The organism is Variovorax sp. TLI9-5A (assembly GCF_056867935.1).
On record NZ_CP200310.1, the window covers coordinates 2,787,052 to 2,810,905 of the forward strand.

The window sequence follows — 23,854 nt, forward strand, 5'->3', positions numbered from 1 at the left end:
CATGGCACGCATCGACCTCGACCTGGCTCACGCCTACCGCCCCAACCCCACGCAGGACAGCGACTACGCGCTGCTCCCGCTGAAGATGAGCTTCCGCGACGGCGGAGCCTATGCCTTGCTCGGCCCCTCGGGCTGCGGCAAGACGACCATGCTGAACATCATCTCGGGCCTGCTGGTGCCATCGCAGGGCACCGTGACCTTCGACGGCCGCGACGTGACGCGCGCCACGCCGCAGGAACGCAACATCGCGCAGGTGTTCCAGTTCCCGGTGATCTACGACACCATGACCGTGGCCGAGAACCTCGCGTTCCCGCTGCGCAACCGCAAGGTGCCGGCCGACCAGATCAAAAAGCGCGTCGGCGAGATCGCCGAGATGCTCGACATGAGCGGGCAGCTCAACCAGCGCGCCGCCGGCCTGGCGGCCGATGCCAAGCAGAAGATCTCGCTCGGGCGCGGACTGGTGCGCAGCGACGTGTCGGCGGTGCTCTTCGACGAGCCGCTTACCGTGATCGATCCGCACCTGAAGTGGCAGCTGCGCCGCAAGCTCAAGCAGATCCACCGCGAGCTGAAGCTCACGCTGATCTACGTGACGCACGACCAGGTCGAGGCGCTCACCTTCGCGGAAGAGGTGGTGGTCATGACGCGCGGCAAAGCTGTGCAGGTGGGCAGCGCCGACGCTTTGTTCGAGCGGCCGGCCCACACCTTCGTCGGGCACTTCATCGGCTCGCCGGGCATGAACTTCCTGTCGGCGCAAAGCGGCAACGGCACCATCGAAGTGGCGGGAACGCCGCTGGTGCCCACGCGCGAGCTGCCGCAGGGGCCTCTGAAGATCGGCATCCGCCCCGAGTACCTGCGCCTGTCGGACGCGGGCGCGGCCGGTGCGGTACCTGCGGTGGTGAAGCAGGTGCAGGACGTGGGCACGCACGTGATGCTGAGCGTGGAAGCCGGCGGCAGCCTGCTGAAAGTGCGGCTGCATCTCGATGCGCCCTCTCCTGCGGTGGGGGACACGGTGTGGGTGAGGGTGCTCGACACCCACACCTGCTATTACAAGGATGAGGAACTGGTCGCATGAACGCTACCAACAAGCCGATCAATCAAAAGGCCTGGTGGCTCGTGCTGCCGGTGCTGATCTGCGTGGCCTTCTCGGCCATCGTGCCGCTCATGACGGTGGTGAACTACTCGGTGCAGGACATCATCTCGCCCGAGCGCCGCGTGTTCGTGGGCACCGAATGGTTCGCCTCGGTGATGCGCGACGACGAGCTGCACGAGGCGCTGTGGCGCCAGCTGGGCTTCTCGCTGTCGGTGCTGCTCGTGGAGATTCCGCTGGGCATCGGCCTGGCGCTGTCGATGCCGGCCAAGGGCTGGAAGTCGTCCGCCGTGCTGGTGGTGGTGGCGCTGTCGCTGCTGATCCCGTGGAACGTGGTCGGCACCATCTGGCAGATCTACGGCCGCGCCGACATCGGCCTGCTGGGCCATGCGCTGCAGAAGCTGGGCATCGACTACAACTACACCGGCAGCGCCACCGACGCCTGGCTCACCGTGCTGGTGATGGACGTGTGGCACTGGACGCCGCTGGTGGCGCTGCTGTGCTATGCAGGTTTGCGCTCCATTCCCGATGCCTACTACCAGGCCGCGCGCATCGACGGCGCGAGCAAGTTCGCGGTGTTCCGCTACATCCAGCTGCCCAAGATGCGCGGCGTGCTCATGATCGCGGTGCTGCTGCGCTTCATGGACAGCTTCATGATCTACACCGAGCCCTTCGTGCTGACGGGTGGCGGGCCGGGCAACGCCACCACATTCCTGAGCCAGTACCTCACGCAGAAGGCCGTGGGCCAGTTCGACCTGGGGCCGGCGGCGGCGTTCTCGCTGATCTATTTCCTCATCATCCTGCTGTTCTGCTTCGTGCTCTACAACTGGATGCAGCGGGTCGGTACGCAGGAAGCGGAGGTGGAGAAATGAACGAGAAGAGATTTCACAAGCGCAGCATCTTCCTGGTGCTGTACATCCTGTTCGCGCTGTTGCCCATCTACTGGATGGTCAACATGAGCTTCAAGACGAACGAGGAGATTCTGTCGAGCTTCTCGTTCTTCCCGCAGCAGCTCACCTGGGCCAACTACGCGCGCATCTTCACCGACGAGTCGTGGTACTCGGGCTACATCAACAGCCTGATCTACGTGGCGATCAACACGGTGATCTCGCTCACCGTGGCGCTGCCGGCGGCCTATGCCTTCTCGCGCTATTCGTTCCTGGGCGACAAGCACGTGTTCTTCTGGCTGCTGACCAACCGCATGACGCCGCCCGCGGTGTTCCTGCTGCCTTTCTTCCAGCTCTACAGCACGGTCGGCCTGATGGACACCCACCTGGGCGTGGCGCTGGCGCACCTGCTGTTCAACGTGCCGCTGGCGGTGTGGATTCTGGAAGGCTTCATGAGCGGCATCCCGCGCGAGATCGACGAGACGGCGTACATCGACGGCTATTCGTTCCCGCGCTTCTTCCTCACGATCTTCCTGCCGCTCATCAAGGCCGGCGTGGGCGTGGCGGCGTTCTTCTGCTTCATGTTCAGCTGGGTCGAACTGCTGCTGGCGCGCACGCTCACCAGCGTGAATGCCAAACCCATCGTGGCGACCATGACGCGCACCGTGAGCGCGTCGGGCATGGACTGGGCAACTCTGGCCGCGGCCGGGGTTCTCACCATCGTGCCGGGTGCCATCGTGATCTGGTTCGTGCGTCACTACATCGCGAAGGGTTTCGCGATGGGTCGTGTTTGAGGAGGCACGGAAATGTTCGATTGGATGGTCTGGACCACCCCGGTGGCCGTGTTCTTCATCTGCATCGCGATCATGCTGGTCGGCATGACGGTGTGGGAATTCAAGTCGCCCACCACGCTGCGGCGCGGCTGGCTGCCGATGGCCACCACGCGTGGCGACCGGCTCTTCATCGGGCTGCTGTCGGCGGCGTACCTGAACCTGGTCTTCATCGGCCTGGCCGGCAAGTTCCAGGAGTGGTTCAGCCTCGAGGCCGAGCCTTCGATCTGGATCAGCTTCGTGCTGTCGATGGGCCTGCTCGCGCTCATCATGCGCAAGGGCTGAGCGGGCACGGCTCCTAGCGTTCAACCAAATGCGTTCCGGCTCTCCGCCTCCCCGGAGCCGTGATCGGACACAACACCGGGGAAGCAACAACCGAGGAGACAGTTCCATGAAGATGCGCTACACGGCATTGGCACTTGCGGCGGCGATGTTCGCCGCGCATGGTGCGGCGACGGCCGGCGAGGCCGAAGCCAAGAAATGGATCGACAGCGAATTCCAGCCATCGACCTTGTCCAAGGACAAGCAGATGGAGGAAATGAAATGGTTCATCGATGCGGCCAAGAAGCTGCAGGCCAAGGGCGTCAAGGAGGTGTCCGTCGTCTCCGAGACCCTGACCACCCACGAGTACGAATCGAAGACGCTGGCGAAGGCCTTCGAGGAAATCACCGGCATCAAGGTCAAGCACGACCTGATCCAGGAAGGCGACGTGGTCGAGAAGCTGCAGACCTCGATGCAGTCGGGCAAGTCGATCTACGACGGCTGGGTGTCCGACTCCGACCTGATCGGCACGCACTACCGCTACGGCAAGATCATGTCGCTGACCGAGTACATGGGCGGCGCGGGCAAGGAGTTCACCAACCCCGGCCTCGACCTCAAGGACTTCATCGGCACCAGCTTCACCACCGCGCCCGACGGCCAGCTCTACCAGCTGCCCGACCAGCAGTTCGCCAACCTCTACTGGTTCCGCGCCGACCTGTTCGCGCGCAAGGACCTGCAGGACAAGTTCAAGGCCAAGTACGGCTACGACCTGGGCGTGCCGCTGAACTGGAGCGCGTACGAAGACATCGCCGAGTTCTTCAGCACCGACGTGAAGACCATCGACGGCAAGCCGATCTACGGCCACATGGACTACGGCAAGAAAGACCCGTCGCTGGGCTGGCGCTTCACCGACGCATGGCTGTCGATGGCCGGCGCCGCCGACAAGGGCATTCCCAACGGCATGCCGATCGACGAGTGGGGCATTCGCGTGGCTGCCGACAAGTGCACGCCCACGGGCGCATCCGTGTCGCGCGGCGGCGCCACCAACTCGCCGGCTGCCGTGTACGCGCTCACCAAGTACATCGACTGGATGAAGAAGTACGCGCCCAAGGAAGCCATGGGCATGACCTTCGGCGAATCCGGCCCGGTGCCCGCGCAGGGCCAGATCGCGCAGCAGATCTTCTGGTACACGGCCTTCACCGCCGACATGACCAAGAAGGGCCTGCCCGTGGTGAACGAGGACGGCTCGCCCAAGTGGCGCATGGCCCCCGGCCCGAACGGTCCGTACTGGAAGCAGGGCATGCAGAACGGCTACCAGGACGTGGGTTCGTGGACCTTCTTCAAGGGCCACGACGCCAACAAGACGGCGGCAGCCTGGCTCTACGCGCAGTTCATCACCGCCAAGACCACCTCGCTGAAGAAGTCGATCACCGGCCTGACCTTCATCCGCGACAGCGACATCCGCTCGGACTACTTCACGCAGAACGCCAACAAGTACGGCGGCCTGATCGAGTTCTACCGCAGCCCCGCGCGCGTGGCCTGGACCCCGACCGGCACCAACGTGCCCGACTACCCCAAGCTCGCACAGCTGTGGTGGAAGAACGTGGCCGAGGCCGTGACGGGCGAGAAGACGCCGCAGAAGGCCATGGACAACCTGGCCGACGAGATGGACAACGTGATGGCCCGCCTGGAACGCGCAGGCATGGCCAAGTGCGCGCCCAAGCTCAACCCGAAGGGCGATCCGGCCAAGTACCTGAGCGACGACCACGCCCCGTGGAAGAAGCTGGCCAACGAGAAGCCCAAGGGCGAGACCATCGACTACAACAAGCTGCTGACCGCCTGGAAGGAAGGCAAGGTGCGCTGAGCGCCCGGCGGCTTCCAAAGCCGGCAAAAGGGGCCGCGCCGCGAGGTGCGGCCCCTTTTTTGCTCGTTTTTCCGCATCGCCGTCCGTTGGAGCGCAGTTTGACCGCTTCGAGCGTCTGATTGCCGCGACGCCATGACCATTGGCAGATGCGTTTGCAGGACGGTTCGCTTACATTCGACGGCCCCCGAAATGCCCCAGCCAGTGAATTCCAGCCTTTCCAGCCCTTCCAGCGCGTCTTCGAGCGTCAAGCGCGTCCTTGTCCTGCGCTATTCGCAGTCCGGCCAGCTCGACGAGGTCGCCGACCGGATCGTCGCGCCGCTGAAGGCGGACCCGGCCATACAGGTGCACGAGGAAACCCTGCGCCCGCTGCAGCCGTACCCCTTTCCCTGGCCCTTCATCAGCTTCTTCGACGCTTTCCCCGAGTCGGCCCACATGAAGCCGCAGCCGCTGGCGCCGCTCACGCTCACGGGCGATGAAGACTTCGACCTCGTCGTGCTGCCGTACCAGGTGTGGTTCCTGGCGCCTTCGCAGCCGGTGGCGGCCTTTCTCAAGCACCCGGTGGCGGCGCGGCTGCTCGAGGGCAAGCCGGTGGTCACGGTCATCGCCTGCCGCAACATGTGGCTGCTGGCGCAGGAAAAGCTCAAGGGCATGCTCGACGACGTGGGCGCGCGGCTGATCGACAACGTGGTGCTCACCGACCCCGGCCCCACGCTCGCCACCTTCTTCACCACCCCGGCCTGGCTGATCTGGGGCCGCAAGCGCGGCTTCTGGGGCATGCCAGACGCCGGACTCAGTGCCGACCAGATCGCGGGTACGGCCCGTTTCGGCCGGGCCCTGCGCGACGCACTGCACAAGGGCCTGGAGCGCGGCTCGCAGCCGCTGCTGGCCGGCCTCGGCGCGGTGCAGGCCAACGCCAGGCTGCTCATCAGCGAGAAGGCAGGCACGCGCAGCTTCTACCTCTGGGGCAAGCTCATCATGGCCGCCGGCGGGCCCGGCGCATGGCAGCGCAAGCCGCTCCTGTTGTTGTACGTGTTGTTTCTGCTGGTACTGATCATTACGGTGGTGCCCGTGAGCCTGAGCCTGCAGGCGCTTCTGCGACCTCTGTTCAGAGGGTGGCTGACTAGAATGACGGCCAAATTCGAGTGCCCGTCGGGCTCAGCCACGGACCGCACCCCTCTCTATGACGACTGATGTCTTCCTGACCCGTACTGCCGCTTTCCTGCCCTTTGCCCCGGTCAGCAATGAAGACATCGAAGACGTCCTCGGTCGCATCGGCGGCAAGGCGTCCCGTGCGCGGCGGCTGATCCTTCGCAGCAACGGCATCCAGTCGCGCCACTACGCCATCGACCGCGCCACCGGCGAGCTGGCGATGACCAATGCGCAGCTCACCGCCAGCGCGATCCGCGCACTGGGCGACGTGGGGCGGGTCGACTGCCTCGTCACCGGCACCTCGCTGCCCGACCAGCTCATGCCCAATCACGCGGTGATGGTGCACGGCGAGCTCGGCTGGCCACGGCTCGAAGTGGTGGCCTGCGCGGGCATCTGCCTGGCCGGGGCCGCTGCGCTGAAGCATGCGTGGCTCTCGGTGCGCGCGGGCGATGCGCGGCGCGCGGTCGCCACCGGCTCCGAGCTGGCCTCGGCCGTGATGCGCGGCTCGCGCTTCGAGGCCGAGTTGGAGCACAAGGTCGAGGCGCTGGAGGCCCGCCCCGAACTGGCTTTCGAGAAAGACTTCCTGCGCTGGATGCTGTCCGACGGCGCTGGCGCCGTGCTGCTGGAGAACGCGCCGCGCGGGCCGCTGTCGCTGCGCATCGACTGGATCGACCTTTCCTCGGCCGCGCACGAGCTGCCGGCCTGCATGTACGCCGGCGCCGAGAAGAACGCCGAAGGCGGCCTCGACGGCTGGGCGCGCAAGTCGCCCGACGAGTGGCGCAGCGAATCCACCTTCGCCGTGAAGCAGGACGTGCGCCTGCTCAACGAGAACATCGTGCGCGCCACGCTGGCCGAGCCGCTGGCGCAGGTCATCGAGCGGCGCGGCTTGAAGGCAGCGGACGTCGATTGGTTCCTGCCGCATCTTTCGTCGCAGTACTTCGTGGAGCCGGTTAGCCGTGCCCTCGAGGCGCTGGGCTTTCCGATCCCGCGGGAGCGCTGGTTCAGCAACCTCGCGACCAAGGGCAACACGGGCTCGGCCTCGCCGTACATCATGCTCGACGAGCTTTTCCGCTCGGGCCGAATCAAGCCCGGCCACAAGCTGCTGATGTTCGTGCCCGAGAGCGGCCGCTTCTCCAGCGGCTTCATCCACATGGAGGCGGTGGCATGAGGTACTCCCCCAGGCTTGCCCACTTCGTGTGGCCGCCCACCCCCTCGCCGGGGGCAACACCGGCGGCCCGGCAAAGCCGGTTCCGCGGTGTTCCCGGACCAAAACCACTGTTGACGGACGCGGGAGAGTGAGATGGATCTGGATGCAGTACCGCAGGAGGGCAACGCGACCCTCGACGGCCATTCCAAGCTGATGTACGCGCGCGACGCGCAGGGCCGCGTGGTCACCACCACCTCGCGCGGCTGGGAGGCGGAGGAGATCGTCACCAGCCATGCGGTCGAAGTGCTCGTCGAGCAGGCGCAGGCCGCGAAGGCGCGCGTGAAGGCGGGGCTGGCCTCGCCGCTCGAATACTGGATGTACGAGCGCCGCATGGACGTGGCGCTGCTCTCGCAGACCAGCGGCTTCTGGCAGTGGCGCGTGCGCCGCCACCTGCAGCCGCGCCATTTCGCCGCGCTGTCGACCGCACAGCTCGCGCGCTACGGTGAGGCGCTGGGCCTGCCCGTTTCCACCTTGCGGGAGCTGCCGTGATGGACTTCAAGCACCAACAGGCGGCGCACTGCGAAAGCGGCGTCATCTCCAGCCTCATGCGCCACCACGGCGCACCGATGAGCGAGAGCATGGCGCTCGGCCTTTCGTCCGCGCTCTCGTTCGCGTACCTGCCCTTCATCAAGCTGTCGGGCCTGCCGCTCATTTCGTACCGCATGCCGCCCAAGGCCATCATCAAGGGCCTGCTGGCGCCGATGGCCGCGCGCTTCCGCTTCGAGACCTTCGGCAGCGCCGAGGCTGGCCAGCGCCGGCTCGACGCGCTGCTGGCCGACGGCAAGCTGGTGGGGCTGCAGACCTCGGTGTACTGGCTGCCGTACTTCCCGCCGAACATGCGCTTCCACTTCAACGCGCACAACCTGCTGGTGTACGGCAAGGACGGTGACGACTACCTCATCAGCGACCCTGTGTTCGAGGAGCCCGTGCGCTGCCCGAGCAGCGACCTGGCGCGTGCCCGCTTCGCCAAGGGCGTGCTGGCGCCGAAGGGCCTCATGTACTACCCGCAGGCCATCGAGCGCAAGGCGGTGGACGCGGCCTCGGTGGTCAAGGCCATCCGCAAGACGGTGCGCACCATGCTTGCGCCCATTCCCATCGTCGGCGTGCGCGGCATGCGCACGCTGGCCGCACGCATGCAGAAGCTGTCGCCGACCGATCCGCGCAGCGTGGACTTCATCGGCCACCTGGTGCGCATGCAGGAAGAAATCGGCACGGGCGGGGCGGGTTTCCGGTTCATCTACGCGGGCTTTCTGCAGGAGGCCGCGCAGCTGCTCGACAAGCCGCAGCTGCAGCAGATGTCCGAGCGGCTCATCGCCATTGGCGACGGGTGGCGCGCCTTCGCACTCAAGGCCGCGCGCATGGTGAAGGGGCGCGAGGCGGTCGACCCGGCCGCGCTGGCGGCAAAGCTGCGCGAACAGGCACAGCAAGAAGAGAACTTCTTCCGCGACCTCAAGGCCGCCGTCGCCTAACATGGGCACCCCCCGGCTTGCCACTGCGTGTGCTGCGCCACCCCCCGAGGGGGAGGCTCGGCCCGCCTTGGGGCGGCCCGGCGGCGGGCCGATGCTGGAGCTGCGCCAGCTCGGCTACCGCTACCCGCACGCCGACGCGCCCGCGTTGGCCGGGGTATCGCTGGCGGTGCCGCGCGGCAGCGTACTGGGCCTGCTGGGGCCGAACGGCGCGGGCAAGACCACGCTGATCTCGCACCTGTCGGGTGCGCTGGTCGTGCAGTCGGGCGAGATCCTCATCGAGGGCCAGCCGCTGCAGGAAGTGCGCGCGAAGACGCCCACGCGCATCGCCGTGGCGCCGCAGGAGCACGCGTTCTATCCGATGCTGAGCGTGGCAGAGAACCTCTCGGTGTTCGCAGCGGCTGGCGGCCTCGCGGGCACGCGCAGGAAGCAGCGCATCGAGACCTGCACGCAGTTCGCGCAGCTGGAGCAGTTCGCCGCCGTGCGCGCCGAGCGGCTCTCGGGTGGGCTCAAGCGCCGGCTCAACCTGGCCATCGCACTGCTGCCCGAGCCCGAGCTGATGCTGTTCGACGAACCCACGGTGGGCGTCGATCCGCAGTCGCGCGCCTTCATCCTCGATGCCATCAAGAGCCTCGCGCAGCAGGGCGCGGCGGTGATCTACGCATCGCACTACATGGAGGAGATCGAAGCCATCGCCGACCGCGTCGCGATCCTCGATCGCGGTCATGTGCTGCGCGAAGGCTCGCTCGACGAACTGCTCTCGAAGAGCGCGATGCTGCTCACGCTGGCGGCCGACGGGCTCGACGCCGGCATGCTCTCGCGCTTCGGCACGGTGGAGCAGGGGGGGTGCACTGGCGCATCCACCTCAACCCCGGCAGCGGCCCTGCGCCGGTGCTGGCCGCACTGGAGGCCGAGGGCATCGAGGTGCGCCATGCCGAGTTCGGCCGGCACGACCTGGAGCAGCTCTTCATGGCCCTCACCCACCGTTCGCTGCGCGACTGAACAGACCCAAGCCATGCTGCTCGCGCTCATCAGGAAGGAACTGCTCGCCCTCACGCGCGACATGCACGGCCTTGCCGCGCTGTTCCTCATGCCGATGGTCTTCATCGTGCTGATGTCGCTCACGCTGAAGGACATCTACCGCCCGCCGCTGGCCGAGCTGAGCTACGCGATCGAGATGCGCGACGACGCGACGCCGGCCCAATGGCTCAGGCAGCTCTGGCAGCGCGGCCATGGCGCGCCGCAGGCTCTTGGCAGCGACTGGCAGGAGCGGCTGCGCAACGGCTCGCTCAAATACGTGATCGTGATGGAGCCCGGCCTTTCCGAAGAGCTGGAGTCGGCCGCGCTCTCGACCGAGGCGCGCATCCGCCTGCTGACAGAGCCGGGCATCGATGCCAACCTGTTCAATGCACTGCGCGCCGAGCTCGTCGGCGCATCGGGCGAGCTCAAGGCGCGCCTTGCGCTGGCGGTGCCCGGCACGGCGGGGCCGGCGCCGGATGCCTCCATCCAGGCGATGGTGCATGCCGAGCGCTTCTCCACCACCGGGCCACGGCCCACCTCGGTCCAGCAGAACGTGCCGGCGTGGCTGGTGTTCGGCATGTTCTTCGTGGTGGCTTCGCTTTCCAGCCTGTTCGTGCAGGAGCGCAGCTCGGGTGCGCTCGGCCGGCTGCAGAGCCTGGGCGTTTCGCGCGGCATGCTGCTGGCGTCGAAGGCGCTGCCGTATCTGGGCGTGAACGCGCTGCAGGCAGTGCTGATGCTGGCCGCCGGCATCTGGTTCATGCCGCTGATCGGCGGCGATGCGCTCTCGCTCGCGGGCATCCACTGGGGCGCCTTGCTGCTGTCGCTGGCGGCGGTGAGCCTGGCGGCCGTGAGCCTCTCGCTCGCGCTGGCCTGCCTGGTGCGCAGCCATGCGCAGGCCGCGACCATCGGGCCGATGGTCAACGTGCTGATGGCTGCGGCGGGCGGCATCATGGTGCCCAAGTTCGTCATGCCGGGCTTCATGCAGCGGCTGGTCGAGATATCTCCGATGAACTGGGGGCTGGAGGCCTTGCTCACCGTGCTGCTGCGCGGCGGCGGCGTGGCCGATGCCCTGCCGCAGATCGGCCGGCTGGTCGCGTTCGCGGCGCTGATGTTCTTCCTGGCCGTTTTTCTGTTCCGCAGGCGCGCATCGTGAGCACCATCACCGTCACCCCAGAATTCATCGCCAGCCTCAAGGCCATGGTGCTCGAAGCCGTCGAGAAGGGCGAGCCGCCCGGTGGCCTTGGCGACGACGAACCGCTCTTCGGCCCCGAAGCCCGGCTCGACCTCGATTCGCTCGATGCCCTGCAGGTGTCGATGACCATCCAGCAGCGCTTCGGCGTGCGCATGCCCGACAGCAAGGAAACGCGCCGGGCCCTGAGCTCCATCGCCCACCTCGCGGAGCACCTCGCGCAAGCGGGCAAGGCATGAGCGGCGTCTATCTGGCCGGCATGGGGCTGGCCTGTGCGCTGGGCGATGACATGCGCTCGGCGCTGGCGTCGCTGAAGCGCGGCGCAGTGCCGGCCAAGCCGGTGACCGTGGCCGACGGCATCCAGTGGCCCGTGCATACGCTGGCTCCGAGGCCGGGAGATTGGACGCAGCGTTTGCGCGACACGGTGCGCGACGTGGTCGCGCAGACCGGCGACTGGGGCGCGCGCACCGCGCCGCTCTTCGTGGCCTCGTCGTCGCTCGACATCGGCTTCATGGAGCACGAGAAGCAGGACCTGCGCCTCGGCGGCGACCTGCAGGATTTCGCCGGCATCGTGGCCGAATCGATCGACTGGCAGGGGCCGGTGTTCACCGTGTCCACCGCCTGCACCTCGGCGCTGAATGCGCTGCTGGCTGCCGCCGACCTGATCCGGGCCGGCGAAGCCGACGAGGCGCTGGTGATCGGCGCCGAGATGGGCAACCGCTTCACGGTGGCCGGCTTCGGCGCGATGCAGCTGCTCTCGCCCGACCGCGCCCGGCCCTTCGGCGAAGGGCGCAACGGGCTGGTGCTCGGCGAGGCGGTGGCGGCGCTGCGGCTGGGCTCGCGCCCGGCACGCTGGCAGGTCGCGGGCGGCGCCAACGTTGTCGATGGGCGCAATCCCTCCGGCACCGAGGCCAGCGCCGTGCATGCGATGTGCCGCGGCGCGCTGGAGCAGAGCGAGCTGCAGCCTGCGGACATCGATCTCATCAAGGTGCAGGCCGCCGGCAGTCCCGTCAACGACGCCATCGAGGCCGAGGCGCTGAAGCAGGTGTTCGAGCCGCTGCCGCCGCTGGTGTCGCTCAAGCCGGCGCTGGGCCATACGCTGGGGGCCTCGGGGGCGGCGGAGCTGGCCTTGCTGGCCGGCTGCATCGAAGGCGGCGTGTGGCCAGCCGTCGACTACCCGCTCGATGCCTCGCTCGGCATCGAGTTGAGCGCGCAGGCACCGCAGAGACTGCGCAACATCCTGTTGAACTTCGTCGGCTTCGGCGGCGGGCATGCCTCGCTGGTGCTCAAGGACACGGGGTCATGACTGCCTGGCGCACCGCCGCCCATTTCGTCGTCCATCCGCCGCCTGCCGACTGGCGTGAGGACCTGGCGCGCCGCATCGGCCGCAAGCCGCGCCGTGTCGGCCTGTGGACGGAGCTGGCGATGTACGGCGCGCGCTGCTGCCTCGACGCTGCTGGCGAATCCGCGTTGCCGGCTGGTGCACGAATCCGCGTTTCCAGCCAGCGCGGCGCGTGGGGTGCCACGCATGCGGGGCTGACCCAGCTCGATGCCGGACTGCCGATGCCTTTCACCTTCATGCAGAGCCAGCCGGCGCTGATGCTGGCCGAGGTCGGCCGCTGCCTCGATTGGCAGGGTGACGCCAGCTTTGCGCTTTGCCGAGAACCGGCGCGCGTGCTGCGTCTCGCGAAGCTGGGTGCCTCGCGAGACGGGCTGCTGTTCGGAATCGTGGAGGAAGAGCGCAACGGAGAACCGGCGCGCTCGGAATGGTGGCGGCTGGTGCCGGCCTGAAGCCTCAGCCTGCGATGGAGCGCTGCAGGTTGGCGCGTGCCCGGGCTTCGAGCTGCGCGTGCATGCGCGGCGTGGCGTAGATGGCGTCGCGGTCCAGGAAGCGTTGAAGGATCGCGCGGCGGCGCGGCAGTCGCACCTCGTCGGGAACGAATGCGTATTCGGCCTGCACCTGCCGCTCGTATTCGTCGAAGCGCGCGCGCTCGGCGCCGAGGATCGACAGGTCGATGTCGATCAGCAGTTCTGCGTCGCGGCCCTGGGGCACGGCGTCGTGGCGCGTTGCCATCACGAGCGCATGCACTCGCTCGGCCGCATCCGCCGCGGCGCCGGCTTCGAGCAGTGCCTGCCTTGCCCAGTCGGCACTGCGCGCCTCGTTGTCATGCGCATGCACGTCGTAGATCGCGTCATGGAACCACAGCGCCAGCGCGACTTCGCCGGGGTGCTCGGCCAGCGCCTTCTCGCGCTCGAACCAGGCCAGGCATTCGCCCAGGTGCTGCATCGTGTGGTAGCGGCGCTGCGGCTCGGCGTAGCGCCGCTGGAGCTCGTCGCACAGCGCGTTGCCGGGCGGGGCGACGCCCAGCGCATGCCACGCGCCGTTCCAGTTCGCCAGCAGCGCCTCGGGTGTCACCTGGCCGCCTGTTGCTGCTGCTCCATCGCCGCCTTGACCTCCTGCCCCAGGTCGAGCACGGACATGGCGTAGTAGCTGCTCCAGTTGTAGCGCGTGATCACGTAGAAGTTGCGTGTACCGGCCACGTAGGTCGGTGGCATGTCGAGGCCGTTCTGCAGCTCGACCAGCGCGAACAGCCCCTTGTGGTTGATGCCGTCGCCCTCCGGCACCGCACCGGCGGCCACGAAGCTGTCGGCGCTGAAGGTGGGCAGGATGTCGGGCGCCAGCAGCAGCGCCTTCTGCAGCCGCGCCTCTTCGAAGTGCACGGGGTAGATGGCCGGCACGCCCGGCTGCCAGCCGAACGCCTTGAAGTAGTTGGCGACCGAGCCGATCACGTCGGCCGGGTTGTTGACGAGGTCGATGCGGCTGTCGCCGTCGAAGTCGACCGCGTACTTGGCGATGCTGCTGGGCATGAACTGCGGCATGCCCATGGCGCCGGCATAACTGCCTACGGGCACCAGCGGATCTTCGGCGGTGCGGCTCTCGGTGCTCAGGAAGCTTTCGAGCTCGCCGCGGAAGAAGGCCCGGCGGTCGGCCGCGCGCGGATGGGCATCGGGGAAGTCGAAGGAGAGCGTGGCCAGCGCGTCGATCACGCGGAAGTTGCCCATGTTGCGGCCGTAGATGGTTTCCACGCCGATGATGCCGACGATGATCTCCGGCGGCACGCCGTACACCTGCTCGGCGCGCGCCAGTGTGTCGGCGTTGGCGCGCCAGAAGCGCACGCCGGCCGCGATGCGCACCGGGTCGATGAAGCGGCCGCGGTAGGTCTGCCAGTTCTTCACCGTGCCGACCGGGCCCGGCAGCATCAGCCGCGGCACGTTGGGCAGGAAGCGCGCGCTGCCGATGGTGGTGCGCACCCATTCGCGGTCGAGGCCGCGGCGCTCGGCGACATCGTCGGCGAACTGCATCGCATCGTCGCGCGTGGCGTAGGGCGTGCTGCCGCGCACGGGGCTGGCGGCCCCGGTGCGGCCGTTGATGGACTTCTGGGCCAGGGCCCCCGTGGACCATGCGAAGCCGCAGGCGGCGAGGAGGACTGCGGCCGCCGTGGCGGTGCGCGAAGGCTTGGGAAGAAGGAATCGCATGGGCCCATTGTGCCGTCCGCCCGCGCGGCCCTTCTTCAGCGACACATGTGGTTTCAGCCCCTTGCCGGATTGGCGCTGGGCCATGCGATCCGGCGGAACTCGCCGCGCAGTGACGAAAGCGACTGCGGCGAGGCCGGCGCATAGCGCTGCGCCTCGAGCTTGAGCAGCCAGTCGCGCACGGATCGGGCAGCTGGGCCGAAGCGCGCGTCGGCCTCCTGCGCCATCTGGCGGGGCGGCGTGGTCTCGGGCAGCTTCAGGCCGGCCTTGGCGAGCCGCGCGCGGGCCTGGCCCAGCAGGCGCAGCCACGGGTCGTGGCGGCTGCGCTCCCACAGTGTCCAGCCGGCGCCGGCCAGGCTGGCGGCCACCAGCAGATACAGCAGCACGTAGCCCAGGTCCTCGATGCTCGGCGCCTCGAAGCCGATGTTCTTCAGCAGGTTGAGCTGGCGGCTCTGCGTGTAGTTGAGCACCCACTGGTTCCAGCCGTTGTTCACGGCCTCCCACACGGCGCGCAGGTTCTGCGCGAGCGTGGGGCTCATCGAGCCGATGGCGCCCGCGAACAGGCCCGGCTGCGGCACCAGCCGCTGGGTCTGGCCGATGCGCCCCGGCGCGACGGAACCGGTGGGGTCCACGCGCGTCCAGCCGGTGCCTTCCTGCCAGACCTCGGCCCAGGCGTGGGCGTCGCTCTGGCGCACGATCCAGAAGTTGTCGACGCTGTTGAGTTCGCCGCCCTGGTAGCCGGTGACGATGCGCGACGGAATGCCCAGGTTGCGCATCAGCACCACGAAGGCCGAGGCGATGTGCTCGCAGAAGCCTTCCTTGCGGTCGAACCAGAACTCGTCGGCGGTGTCGTTGCCGTAGACGCCCGGCTCCAGTGTGTAGGTGTAGCCGCCGGTGCGCAGGCGGCGCAGGGCGGCCTGCACGAATGCCTGTGCATTGGCGTTGGCCAGCGCGGGGTCGGCGCGCATCTCGGCGGCCAGCGCGGCGGTGCGCGGGTTGGTGCCGGGCGGCAGCGCGAGATAGGCCTGCAACTGGCCGCCCACGCGCTTGAGCGGGCCGCTCTGGAACTGCGTGTAGCTCTCGGCGCTGTAGCGCACCAGGTCGTTGATGGGGCGGCTGGCGAACCACTGCAGGTCGGGCGTGCCGCTGACCTCGAAGCCGGGCACCTCGGGCGGGCGCTGCGCGACGTCGAGGGTCAGCAGCCAGGGCCGGTTGCTGGCTTCCAGCGTCACTTCGTAGCGCACGGGCGAGCCGCTCACGCGCAGGTTGGACGACCACTGCGCGCCGCGTGCCCACGAAGGCAGCGCCGTCCATTCGCGGCCGTCGAACTGCGCCAGCACCGGTCCGCGGAAGTACAGCTGGCTCTGCGGCGGCGCGCGGCCGTCCTCGAACTTGATGCGCGCGGTGATGCGGTCGTCGAGCGCCAGCTCGGCGATGGTGCCCACGCGCATGGTGTTCGACAGGCCGCTGCGGCCCATCATCGCGTCGCTGGGCGTGCCCCACAGCGGCGCGAAGCGCGGGAACAGCAGGAACAGCGCGAGCATGATCGGCGCGCCCGCCAGCGCCATCCACCCGGCGGTGCGCGCGGCCTGCATCAGCGGCGGCCGGCCCACCGGCATGTGCGCGTTGACCAGCGCGGTCAGCAGGCCCAGCAGTGCCAGCAGCATGGTGAAGGCCGTCAGCAGCGACTGCGAGTAGAAGAAGTTCGTGAGCATCGCGAAGAAGCCCAGGAAGAAGACGACGAAGGCGTCGCGCCGCGCGCGCAGCTCCAGCGTCTTGAGCGCGAGCAGGCTCACGATCAGCGTGACGCCTGCGTCGCGGCCCAGCAGCGTGCGGTGGGTGGCGTAAGTGGCGCCCAATATCAGCGCCAGCAGCGCGAGGCGCCACCACCGGCTGGGAAGCGGCCGTGCCTGCACGGCCAGCGAAGCGCGCCACAGCAGCACCATCGCGGTGAGGGCCGAGCACCACCACGGCAGGTTCTCGATCTGCGGCAGCAGGATCAGGCCGATCACGCAGAGAAGAAAGAGGGTGTCCCGTGCGTCGCGCGGCAGCGAGGCGAGTTCGCGCATCACTCTGTTCATGCGGCGTTCCCGTTCAGCAAAGCGCCAGGGCTTCGAGGCAGGCCCGGCGATGCGCCTCGCCCTGGGAGGGCTTCACGACCCGGCCGGCCACCCGCAGGCCGTAGTCCACGCCCAGCCGGTCGGCCATCAGCACCCAGGCGCACAGGCGCGAGAGTCGGCCTTCGGTGTCGGCGAGGCCGGTGGCCTGCGCATCGAGCCAGAGCTCCTCGCGCTGGGCCTGCTGCGTGTCGCGGCTGACCAGGTCTTCGGAGCCGGTGGCCTGCGCGCGCGCGGCCTTCTTCCAGACCACGAGCTTGAGCGGATCGCCGCGGCGGTAGGCGCGCACGCCGTCGTATTCGCCGGCGTTGTGGGCGCGCATCGAGGCGGTCAGCGCGGTTGGCCCGGAAAGGGGCTCGCCGGGCGGCAGCGGCGGCGGGTGCGCCTCGGGCGTGGGGTACACCAGCATCTGCGCGGCCGGCCGCCAGACCGTCCAGACGCGGAAGGTGCCGAGCGGAAAGCGCGTCTCGGCCGTGAGCGGCGGCACCGGGTGCAGCCCGCGCCGCTCGGGCTGGAAGGCGATCTCGACGGTCGACGTTCCCTCCGCCGGCACGTCGGTCCAGGCCCATTGCCCACTGCCGCGCACCGCCATGCCGATGCCGTAGCGCACGCGGCGACGGGTGTTGTGCAGCACCACCCTGAACACTGCGGCGGCGCCCGCGTAGTGTGCTTCGGGCTGCATCATGTGCATCGCCAGCCCGCGCAGCGTGCCGTGGCACACGTGCATGCCCACGGCCACGCTGCCCGCGAGAAGAAAGGTCAGCAGGTAGCCCAGGTTGAGCTGGTAGTTGATCGACGCGATCAGCAGCACCAGCAGCGTCGCCCCCAGCGTCCAGCCGGCCCGCGTGGGCAGGATGTAGACGTTGCGCTGGGTGAGCTCCAGCGTGTCGGAGGGCGCGCGGCGCGACAGGAACCAGCCGTCGATGCGCGCGCGGAGAGCGCCGGCAGGGTTCACGGCAAGGGCACGGCGGCGATCATGGCGCGCACCTGCTCCACGGCACCCCGGCCGGCATCGCCCACCGGCGTGAGGCGGTGCGCGATGGTCTGCGGCAGCACGGCCTGCACGTCGTCGGGCGCGACGTAGTTGCGATTGGCCAGCAGCGCCTGAGCCTTGGCCGCGCGCAGCACCGCGATGCCGGCGCGCGGCGACAGGCCCTGCAGGAACCAGCGGCCGGAGCGGGTGGCTGCGATCAGGTCCTGCACGTAGTTGAGCAGCGCGTCGGCCGCGTGCACCTGCTGCACGCGCTGCTGCAGGGCGGTGAGCTCGCCGGCGGTCAGCATCGCGGGCAGGGTGGCCAGCATCTCGCGGCGGTCGACGCCCGCGAGCAGCTGGCGCTCGGCGGCGCGGTCGGGGTAGCCGAGCGAGATGCGCATCAGGAAGCGGTCGAGCTGCGATTCAGGCAGGGCGAAGGTGCCGAGCTGGTCCTGCGGATTCTGGGTGGCGATCACGAAGAAGGGCGAGGGCAGGGGGCGGGTCTCGCCTTCGACGGTGACCTGCTTCTCTTCCATGGCCTCCAGCAGCGCGCTCTGGGTCTTGGGGCTGGCGCGGTTGATTTCGTCGGCCAGCAGCACCTGCGCGAAGATCGGCCCCGGGTGGAAGGTGAAGGCCTGCTGGCCCCGGTCGTAGATCGCCACGCCCGAGAGATCGCCCGGCATCAGGTCGGCGGTGAACTGCACGCGGGAGAACTGCAGCCCGAAAGTGTGCGAGAGCGCGTGGGCGAGGGTGGTCTTGCCGACACCCGGCACGTCCTCGATCAGCAGGTGGCCGCCCGCCAGCAGGCAGGCCACGCAGTCGCGAACCTGGGCCTCTTTGCCCACGATCACCGTGTTAAGCTGAGTTAACAAAGTGGCTAGCTTTGCGGCAACGTCCATATTTGTATCCATATGCAAACGATACCGTAAGACCCGCCGGCCCCATGCTGCGTGAGGTCTAGACGTGGCGATAGAGACACATGGGCAAGACAGGCTACTTCACACATCGGGACTTCTGGAAGCACGACATGGGCGGAGGGCATCCCGAGTGCCCCGGCCGGCTCGATGCCATCGAGGACCGCCTCCTGCTCACCGGCGTGGGCGACGCGCTGGAGCACCGCGAGGTGCCGCTGGCCACGCTGGAGCAGATCACCCGGGCGCATAGCACGGAGCACGTCGAGTACCTGGAGTCGCTGCACCAGCGCCTGGTGGCCGACGAGCCCGCCGGCGGCCCGGACCACGCGCAGGTCGACCCCGATACCACGCTCACCCGCTTCACCCTGCTGGCCGCGCGCCGTGCGGCAGGCGCCGCGATCGCCGCGACCGACGCAGTGATCGCCGGCGACCTGGAAAACGCCTTCTGCTCGGTCCGCCCGCCCGGCCACCATGCCTGCCGGGAGCAGGCGATGGGCTTCTGCTTCTTCAACAACGTCGCCATCGCCGCGCGGCACGCCATCGAGGTGCATGGCATCGAGCGCGTGGCCGTCGTCGATTTCGACGTGCACCACGGCAACGGCACCGAGGACATTCTTTCCAACGACCCGCGCGTGCTGATGGTGGGTTTCTTCCAGCATCCGTTCTACCCGTACAGCGGCACCAGTCATCCGGCGCCGAACATGCTGAACCTGCCGATCCCGGCCTACACCCGGGGCATGGACGTGCGCGAGATGATCGAGGCGACCTGGATGCCGCGGCTGGAGGAGTTCAAGCCGCAGATGATCTTCGTCAGCGCCGGCTTCGACGCGCACCGCGAGGACGACCTGGGCCAGCTGGGCCTCAACGAAAACGACTTCGCCTGGATCACGGGCCGCATACACGATGTCGCCAGGCGCCATTCGAAAGGCCGTATCGTCTCGATGCTCGAAGGCGGCTACAACCTCGACGCGCTGGCGCGCAGCGTGGAAGCCCACATCCGCGTGCTGGCGGCGCTGTGACGCAGCGGGCGCGACCGGCGCTCGTTTCTTCTCTCAATAGATGAATTTCAACGACTTTCTCCAACGATTGAACCAGGTCGATGCACGCGGCCTTGGCATCGAGCTGATCGCGCTGGTGGCCTGCGTGGCGCTGGCCTGGGCGATCTGCAAGTGGTTCGGCCGCGACCAGCCCAAGGACTCGATCTGGTTCGGCGAGAGCACCTTCGACGGCCTGCTGTTCCCGCTGCTGGCACTGGTGTTCACCGACCTGGCCCGGCGCGCGGCGCTCGACTTCCAGACCGTGCTGGTGCTGCGCATCGCGGTGCCGGTGTTTTTGTCGCTGGCGGTCATCCGGCTGTTCGCGCGGGTGCTCAGGGCAGTGTTCCCGGCCTCCAACCTCGTCAGGCTGATCGAGCGCACCATCTCCTGGCTGGCCTGGATCGCGGCGGTGCTCTGGATCGTGGGGCTGCTGCCGCCAGTGTTGGCGGAACTCGACGACATCACGCTGGCCTTCGGCAAGACGCGGGTGAGCCTGCAGACCATCTTCCAGGGCGTGCTGTCGGCGGGCGTGGTGCTGATGATCTCGCTGTGGATCTCCAGCACCATCGAGAAGCGCATCCTGCGCGAGGCGGTTTCCGACCTGTCGATGCGCAAGGTGGCCTCGAACGCGGTGCGCGCCTTCCTGCTGCTGGTGGGCCTGCTGTTCGCGCTCTCGGCGGTGGGGGTGGACCTCACGGCGCTCTCGGTGCTCGGCGGCGCGCTCGGCGTGGGCCTGGGCTTCGGCCTGCAGAAGCTGGCGGCCAACTACGTGAGCGGCTTCGTGATCCTGCTGGAGCGCTCCATCCGCATCGGCGACAACGTCAAGGTCGACACCTTCGAGGGCCGCATCACCGACATCAAGACCCGCTACACGCTGATCCGCGCGGGCAACGGGCGCGAGGCCATCGTGCCGAACGAGTCGCTCATCACCAGCCGGGTGGAAAACCTCTCGCTGGCCGACCGCAAGTTCAACATCACGACCACCATCGTGGTCGGCTACGACAGCGACGTGGCGCAGGTGCAGTCCATCCTCTGCGAGGCCGCCAAGGCCCAGCCGCGCGTGATGACCGACCCGGCGCCGGTGGCCTTCCTCATGAACTTCGCGCCTGACGGGCTGGAGTTCACGCTCAATTTCTGGGTGACTGATCCGGACAAGGGCAAGGACAACCTGCGCTCGGCGATCAACATCGCGATCCTCGACGGGCTGCGCGGTGCGGGGATCGACATTCCGTATCCGCAGCGGGTGGTGCGGGTGGAGTCGCTGCCGGCGGGAGTCGAGCCTGCGGGCGTGCCCTCGGAAAAGTAGGTTCTCTGGGCTTCGCGCTTTCGCGCGCCATCGGCTGTTGTGCGTCTCTCAGCCGTTCAGCACGAGAGACCCCTGCGGATATTGCTCGCACATGAAGTCGACGAACGCCCGAACCTTCGGCGCGGGAAGTCGTCGCGATGTGTGCAGGACCCAGAGCGCGACTTCCGCGCCTGAAACCATGCCCCACTGAACCAGTTCTCCGCGCGTCAGCTGGTTCCACGCGATCGACTGCGGCATCAGGGCGGCGCCCGCGCCGGCGATCGCCGCGTCGCGAATCATCAGGAACGAGGAAAGCCTGAGCCTCGGAATCGGCTCCAGTACAAGGCGGCCCTCGTCGAGCGTCCAGGTCGTGGGTTGAAAGCTCGTGGAGACGATGCCGGGAACCGGGCTGACCTTGCCTGGCCTTGGCATGGGCACGGAGGGCGCGGCCACGACCACCAGGCGGTCCTTGGCGAAACACCGGCCGACGAGGCTGCTGTCCGGGCTCGGGTTGATCCGGATCGCGGCATCGAACTGCTCCTCGACGAGATCGACCAGGCGATCGTCCGCCACGATCTCGCAGCTGACTTCGGGGTAGGCGGTGCAGAACTCGGCTGAGATGCGGCCCATCGCCAGTTGCGAGAACAGCACCGGCGAAGCGATGCGCAGGCGCCCGCGCGGGACCGACAGGCCCTCGCGTGCGGACGTCATGGCGTCGGCGACCTCGTGCATCGGCCCTTCGGTGCGGTCCATCAGCATCTGGCCGGCTTCCGTGAGTTTGAGCCCGCGGGCGCTGCGCTCGATGAGCCGCACGCCGAGCTGCTCCTCCAGGTCGGCGATGCGCCGGGACAGGGTGGCCTTCGATCGGCCGCTTGCGCGGCTTGCCTTTCCCAGCCCTCCATTCGTTGCGACGAGCGCGAAGTCGGTCAGTGCATTCAGGTCCATGGTGTTTTGGTGTTTCGAATTTGAAACGAGGTGTCTTCATTTTCTGGTCTTTGTTTTACCGGCGCAACGAAATATCTTCTCCCCATAGCAACTTCAACAGGAGAAAACTGAAATGACCACTACCAGCAATAACCAGCGAGCCGTGCTGATCCGTGCCTATGGCGGGGCTGCCGCCGCCGAGATCGCCGAGATCGCGATTCCCACGGCCGCACAGGGCCAGGTTCTGGTTCGCGTCCGGGCCGCCGGCGTGAACGGCATCGACTGGAAGATTCGTGAAGGCTTCGTCCGTGATGCCTTTCCGCTTCAGCTGCCCGCCGTGCTGGGCATCGAACTCGCAGGCGTCGTCGAAGCGCTCGGCCCGGGCGCCACGCGCTTTCGTGTCGGCGATCGCGTCATGGGCCCGCTGGGCGGCCTGGGCGCCTATGCCGATTTCGTGGCCGTCGACGAGGCCAACCTGGTGCGCACGCCGGACAGCCTGGACGACGTCCATGCGGCTGCAGTCCCGGTGGCAGCCGTGGCCGCATGGCAAAGCTTGCACCACGCCGGTCCGATCGCCGCAGGTCAGCGAATCCTGATCCACGGCGCGGCCGGAGGCCTGGGTGGCTATGCCGTGCAGTACGCCAAGCGGGCAGGCGCCATGGTCTTCGCAACGGCGTCGACCGCGCACGTCGACTACGTTCGCAGCCTGGGCGCGAACCACGTCATCGACTACCGCACCGAACGCTTCGAATCGATGGCGCGGGACATCGACCTGGTGCTCGACTACGTCGGCGGCGACGTGCTCGATCGATCCTGGCAGGTGCTGAAGAAGGACGGCGCCATCGTCGGAACGTCCTCGCCCGACATCCTTGCACGCACGCCCCCCGGACGCCGCGGCCTGTGGTTCATGAACAAGCCGGACGCGGCCTTGCTGGAGCGGCTGGCGGCGGAGGTCGCCCAAGGCACGCTGATCTCGAAGCTCGGCGAAGTCGTGGGCTTCGACGACATCCCCGTGGCCATCGAGCGCAATCGCACAGCCGCTCGCATCGGCAAGGTCGTCGCGGATTTCTCGCGTTGATCGACCTTGTGACCCATCCCTTCAACCCGTTTCCCTCAACCACCTGGAGATCTCCATGAGCATTCTCGTCACCGGTGCCACCGGCACCATCGGTTCCCTCGTCGTCCAAGGGCTGGCCTCCGCCGGCGCACAGGTCAGCGCGTTCGTTCGCACACCTGGAAAACAAAGCTTTCCGGCCAGCGTCAAGGAGGTCGTCGGCGACCTGACCGACGTGCCGTCGTTGCGTGCGGCAATGTCATCGGTGCGCACGCTGTTCCTATTGAACGCCGTCACGCCCGACGAAGTGACGCAAGCCCTCGTCGCGCTGAACCTGGCGCGCGAGGCCGGTATCGAGCGCGTCGTCTATCTGTCGGTCATCCACGCGGACAAGTTCACCAACGTGCCGCACTTCACCGGCAAGCACACGGTCGAGCGAATGATCGAGAGCCTCGACATTCCGGCGACCATCCTTCGCCCCGCCTACTTCATGCAGAACGAGCGGATGGTCCAGCAGGTGATTGAGGGCCACGGCGTCTACCCGATGCCCATCGGCTCGGCGGGCGTCGCGATGATCGATGCGCGAGACATTGCGGACATCGCCGTCGCCGAACTGCTGCGCCGGCACCGTGCACCCGCGCCGTTGCCACGTACCACGCTGGAACTGGTCGGGCCCGAGCTGTTGACCGGAGCGTCGGTGGCCGGGATCTGGAGTGCCGCGCTCGGTCGCCAGGTGACTTACGGCGGGGACGACGTGGCGGCCTTCGAAGGGCAGATGGCCTCGATGGCTCCGTCCTGGCTTGCCTACGACATGCGCCTGATGATGGCCGGGATTCAGAAGTTCGGCATGCAAGGCGCGGACGGCGCAGCGGATCGCCTGCAGGCCATGCTCGGCCGTCCCCTGCGCAAGTACGCCGACTTCGTCCAGCAGTCCATTGCCGCGTCGTGACCAATGCGCCGATGAACGACGCGGACCGCGGCACCTTCTACGGCGGTAGCGCACGGGGCCGTATCGACTACCGTGCGCTCTGTCCTGCCGAGGCTTGAGAACAGCGC

The 23,854-nt window shown here is 68.0% G+C and carries 23 protein-coding genes; 17 read left to right on the top strand and 6 right to left on the bottom strand.

The annotated features are described in order from the left end of the window. The first annotated feature begins 1 nt into the window (after position 1). The 13 genes from AC1VNX_RS13270 (at position 2) to AC1VNX_RS13330 (ending at position 12,751) form a co-directional block, all read left to right on the top strand. Positions 2-1,072, top strand: a complete 1,071-nt coding sequence (locus AC1VNX_RS13270) for an ABC transporter ATP-binding protein (RefSeq protein ID WP_483157102.1) — start codon at positions 2-4, stop codon at positions 1,070-1,072. Further along, positions 1,069-1,959: a carbohydrate ABC transporter permease gene (locus tag AC1VNX_RS13275; protein ID WP_483157103.1), complete on the top strand. Its 891-nt coding sequence runs from the start codon at positions 1,069-1,071 to the stop codon at positions 1,957-1,959. The genes AC1VNX_RS13270 and AC1VNX_RS13275 overlap by 4 nt, the downstream gene beginning before the upstream one ends. Continuing rightward, positions 1,956-2,768, top strand: a complete 813-nt coding sequence (locus AC1VNX_RS13280; protein WP_007831605.1) for a carbohydrate ABC transporter permease — start codon at positions 1,956-1,958, stop codon at positions 2,766-2,768. The genes AC1VNX_RS13275 and AC1VNX_RS13280 overlap by 4 nt, the downstream gene beginning before the upstream one ends. Before the next feature lie 12 nt (positions 2,769-2,780). After that, positions 2,781-3,089: a DUF2160 domain-containing protein gene (locus AC1VNX_RS13285; RefSeq protein ID WP_483157104.1), complete on the top strand. Its 309-nt coding sequence runs from the start codon at positions 2,781-2,783 to the stop codon at positions 3,087-3,089. Between the two features lie 106 nt (positions 3,090-3,195). Next, on the top strand, positions 3,196-4,929 hold the full coding sequence (locus AC1VNX_RS13290; RefSeq protein ID WP_483157105.1) for an ABC transporter substrate-binding protein: 1,734 nt from the start codon (positions 3,196-3,198) through the stop codon (positions 4,927-4,929). A 189-nt stretch (positions 4,930-5,118) separates the two neighbouring features. Next, positions 5,119-6,120, top strand: a complete 1,002-nt coding sequence (locus AC1VNX_RS13295) for a dialkylrecorsinol condensing enzyme (protein ID WP_483157106.1) — start codon at positions 5,119-5,121, stop codon at positions 6,118-6,120. Continuing rightward, positions 6,110-7,246, top strand: coding sequence for a beta-ketoacyl-ACP synthase III (locus AC1VNX_RS13300; protein ID WP_483157107.1), 1,137 nt, complete (start codon positions 6,110-6,112; stop codon positions 7,244-7,246). The genes AC1VNX_RS13295 and AC1VNX_RS13300 overlap by 11 nt, the downstream gene beginning before the upstream one ends. A gap of 132 nt (positions 7,247-7,378) precedes the next feature. Then, positions 7,379-7,774: a DarG family dialkylresorcinol biosynthesis protein gene (locus AC1VNX_RS13305; protein ID WP_483157108.1), complete on the top strand. Its 396-nt coding sequence runs from the start codon at positions 7,379-7,381 to the stop codon at positions 7,772-7,774. Further along, positions 7,774-8,754 carry a BtrH-related acyltransferase DarH gene (gene darH, locus AC1VNX_RS13310; RefSeq protein ID WP_483157109.1) on the top strand — a complete coding sequence of 327 codons (981 nt, stop codon included), beginning with the start codon at positions 7,774-7,776 and terminating at the stop codon, positions 8,752-8,754. Before AC1VNX_RS13305 ends, darH begins: the two co-directional genes overlap by 1 nt. A 91-nt stretch (positions 8,755-8,845) precedes the next feature. Beyond that, positions 8,846-10,924, top strand: coding sequence for an ABC transporter ATP-binding protein/permease (locus AC1VNX_RS13315; protein ID WP_483157110.1), 2,079 nt, complete (start codon positions 8,846-8,848; stop codon positions 10,922-10,924). A gap of 44 nt (positions 10,925-10,968) precedes the next feature. Further along, the gene (locus AC1VNX_RS13320) at positions 10,969-11,199 is read left to right on the top strand and encodes an acyl carrier protein (RefSeq protein ID WP_483161944.1); all 231 of its coding nucleotides are present in this window, start codon (positions 10,969-10,971) and stop codon (positions 11,197-11,199) included. Further along, positions 11,196-12,266: a beta-ketoacyl synthase N-terminal-like domain-containing protein gene (locus AC1VNX_RS13325; RefSeq protein WP_483157111.1), complete on the top strand. Its 1,071-nt coding sequence runs from the start codon at positions 11,196-11,198 to the stop codon at positions 12,264-12,266. Before AC1VNX_RS13320 ends, AC1VNX_RS13325 begins: the two co-directional genes overlap by 4 nt. Then, positions 12,263-12,751, top strand: coding sequence for a hypothetical protein (locus AC1VNX_RS13330; RefSeq protein WP_483157112.1), 489 nt, complete (start codon positions 12,263-12,265; stop codon positions 12,749-12,751). The genes AC1VNX_RS13325 and AC1VNX_RS13330 overlap by 4 nt, the downstream gene beginning before the upstream one ends. Positions 12,752-12,755: 4 nt before the next feature. Here AC1VNX_RS13330 and AC1VNX_RS13335 read toward each other — a convergent pair whose 3' ends face one another. From AC1VNX_RS13335 to AC1VNX_RS13355, 5 genes are read right to left on the bottom strand one after another with little or no spacing between them, the layout of a single operon-like run. Beyond that, entirely contained in the window at positions 12,756-13,376 is a 621-nt protein-coding gene (locus tag AC1VNX_RS13335) for an HD domain-containing protein (protein ID WP_483157113.1), read from the bottom strand. Continuing rightward, on the bottom strand, positions 13,373-14,497 hold the full coding sequence (mltB, locus tag AC1VNX_RS13340; protein ID WP_483157114.1) for a lytic murein transglycosylase B: 1,125 nt from the start codon (positions 14,495-14,497) through the stop codon (positions 13,373-13,375). The genes AC1VNX_RS13335 and mltB overlap by 4 nt, the downstream gene beginning before the upstream one ends. A gap of 53 nt (positions 14,498-14,550) precedes the next feature. Beyond that, positions 14,551-16,575: a transglutaminase TgpA family protein gene (locus AC1VNX_RS13345; protein WP_483157115.1), complete on the bottom strand. Its 2,025-nt coding sequence runs from the start codon at positions 16,573-16,575 to the stop codon at positions 14,551-14,553. Positions 16,576-16,588: 13 nt separating this feature from the next. After that, entirely contained in the window at positions 16,589-17,566 is a 978-nt protein-coding gene (locus AC1VNX_RS13350; protein WP_483157116.1) for a DUF58 domain-containing protein, read from the bottom strand. Beyond that, entirely contained in the window at positions 17,563-18,483 is a 921-nt protein-coding gene (locus tag AC1VNX_RS13355) for an AAA family ATPase (RefSeq protein WP_301511192.1), read from the bottom strand. Before AC1VNX_RS13355 ends, AC1VNX_RS13350 begins: the two co-directional genes overlap by 4 nt. Before the next feature lie 80 nt (positions 18,484-18,563). Here AC1VNX_RS13355 and AC1VNX_RS13360 point away from each other — a divergent pair, with 80 nt between their 5' ends. Together AC1VNX_RS13360 and AC1VNX_RS13365 are read left to right on the top strand one after the other, a co-directional pair. Continuing rightward, on the top strand, positions 18,564-19,517 hold the full coding sequence (locus AC1VNX_RS13360; protein ID WP_483157117.1) for a histone deacetylase family protein: 954 nt from the start codon (positions 18,564-18,566) through the stop codon (positions 19,515-19,517). A 40-nt stretch (positions 19,518-19,557) separates the two neighbouring features. After that, positions 19,558-20,841: a mechanosensitive ion channel family protein gene (locus AC1VNX_RS13365; protein WP_483157118.1), complete on the top strand. Its 1,284-nt coding sequence runs from the start codon at positions 19,558-19,560 to the stop codon at positions 20,839-20,841. 48 nt (positions 20,842-20,889) lie between these two features. Here AC1VNX_RS13365 and AC1VNX_RS13370 read toward each other — a convergent pair whose 3' ends face one another. Continuing rightward, positions 20,890-21,765 carry a LysR family transcriptional regulator gene (locus AC1VNX_RS13370; protein WP_483157119.1) on the bottom strand — a complete coding sequence of 292 codons (876 nt, stop codon included), beginning with the start codon at positions 21,763-21,765 and terminating at the stop codon, positions 20,890-20,892. A 112-nt stretch (positions 21,766-21,877) separates the two neighbouring features. Between AC1VNX_RS13370 and AC1VNX_RS13375 the strand changes: the two genes are divergently transcribed. Together AC1VNX_RS13375 and AC1VNX_RS13380 are read left to right on the top strand one after the other, a co-directional pair. After that, complete coding sequence (locus AC1VNX_RS13375) at positions 21,878-22,822, top strand: NADP-dependent oxidoreductase (RefSeq protein ID WP_483157120.1); 945 nt, start codon at positions 21,878-21,880, stop codon at positions 22,820-22,822. Positions 22,823-22,877: 55 nt separating this feature from the next. Beyond that, positions 22,878-23,747, top strand: a complete 870-nt coding sequence (locus AC1VNX_RS13380; RefSeq protein ID WP_483157121.1) for an NmrA/HSCARG family protein — start codon at positions 22,878-22,880, stop codon at positions 23,745-23,747. The last annotated feature ends 107 nt before the right edge of the window (positions 23,748-23,854 follow it).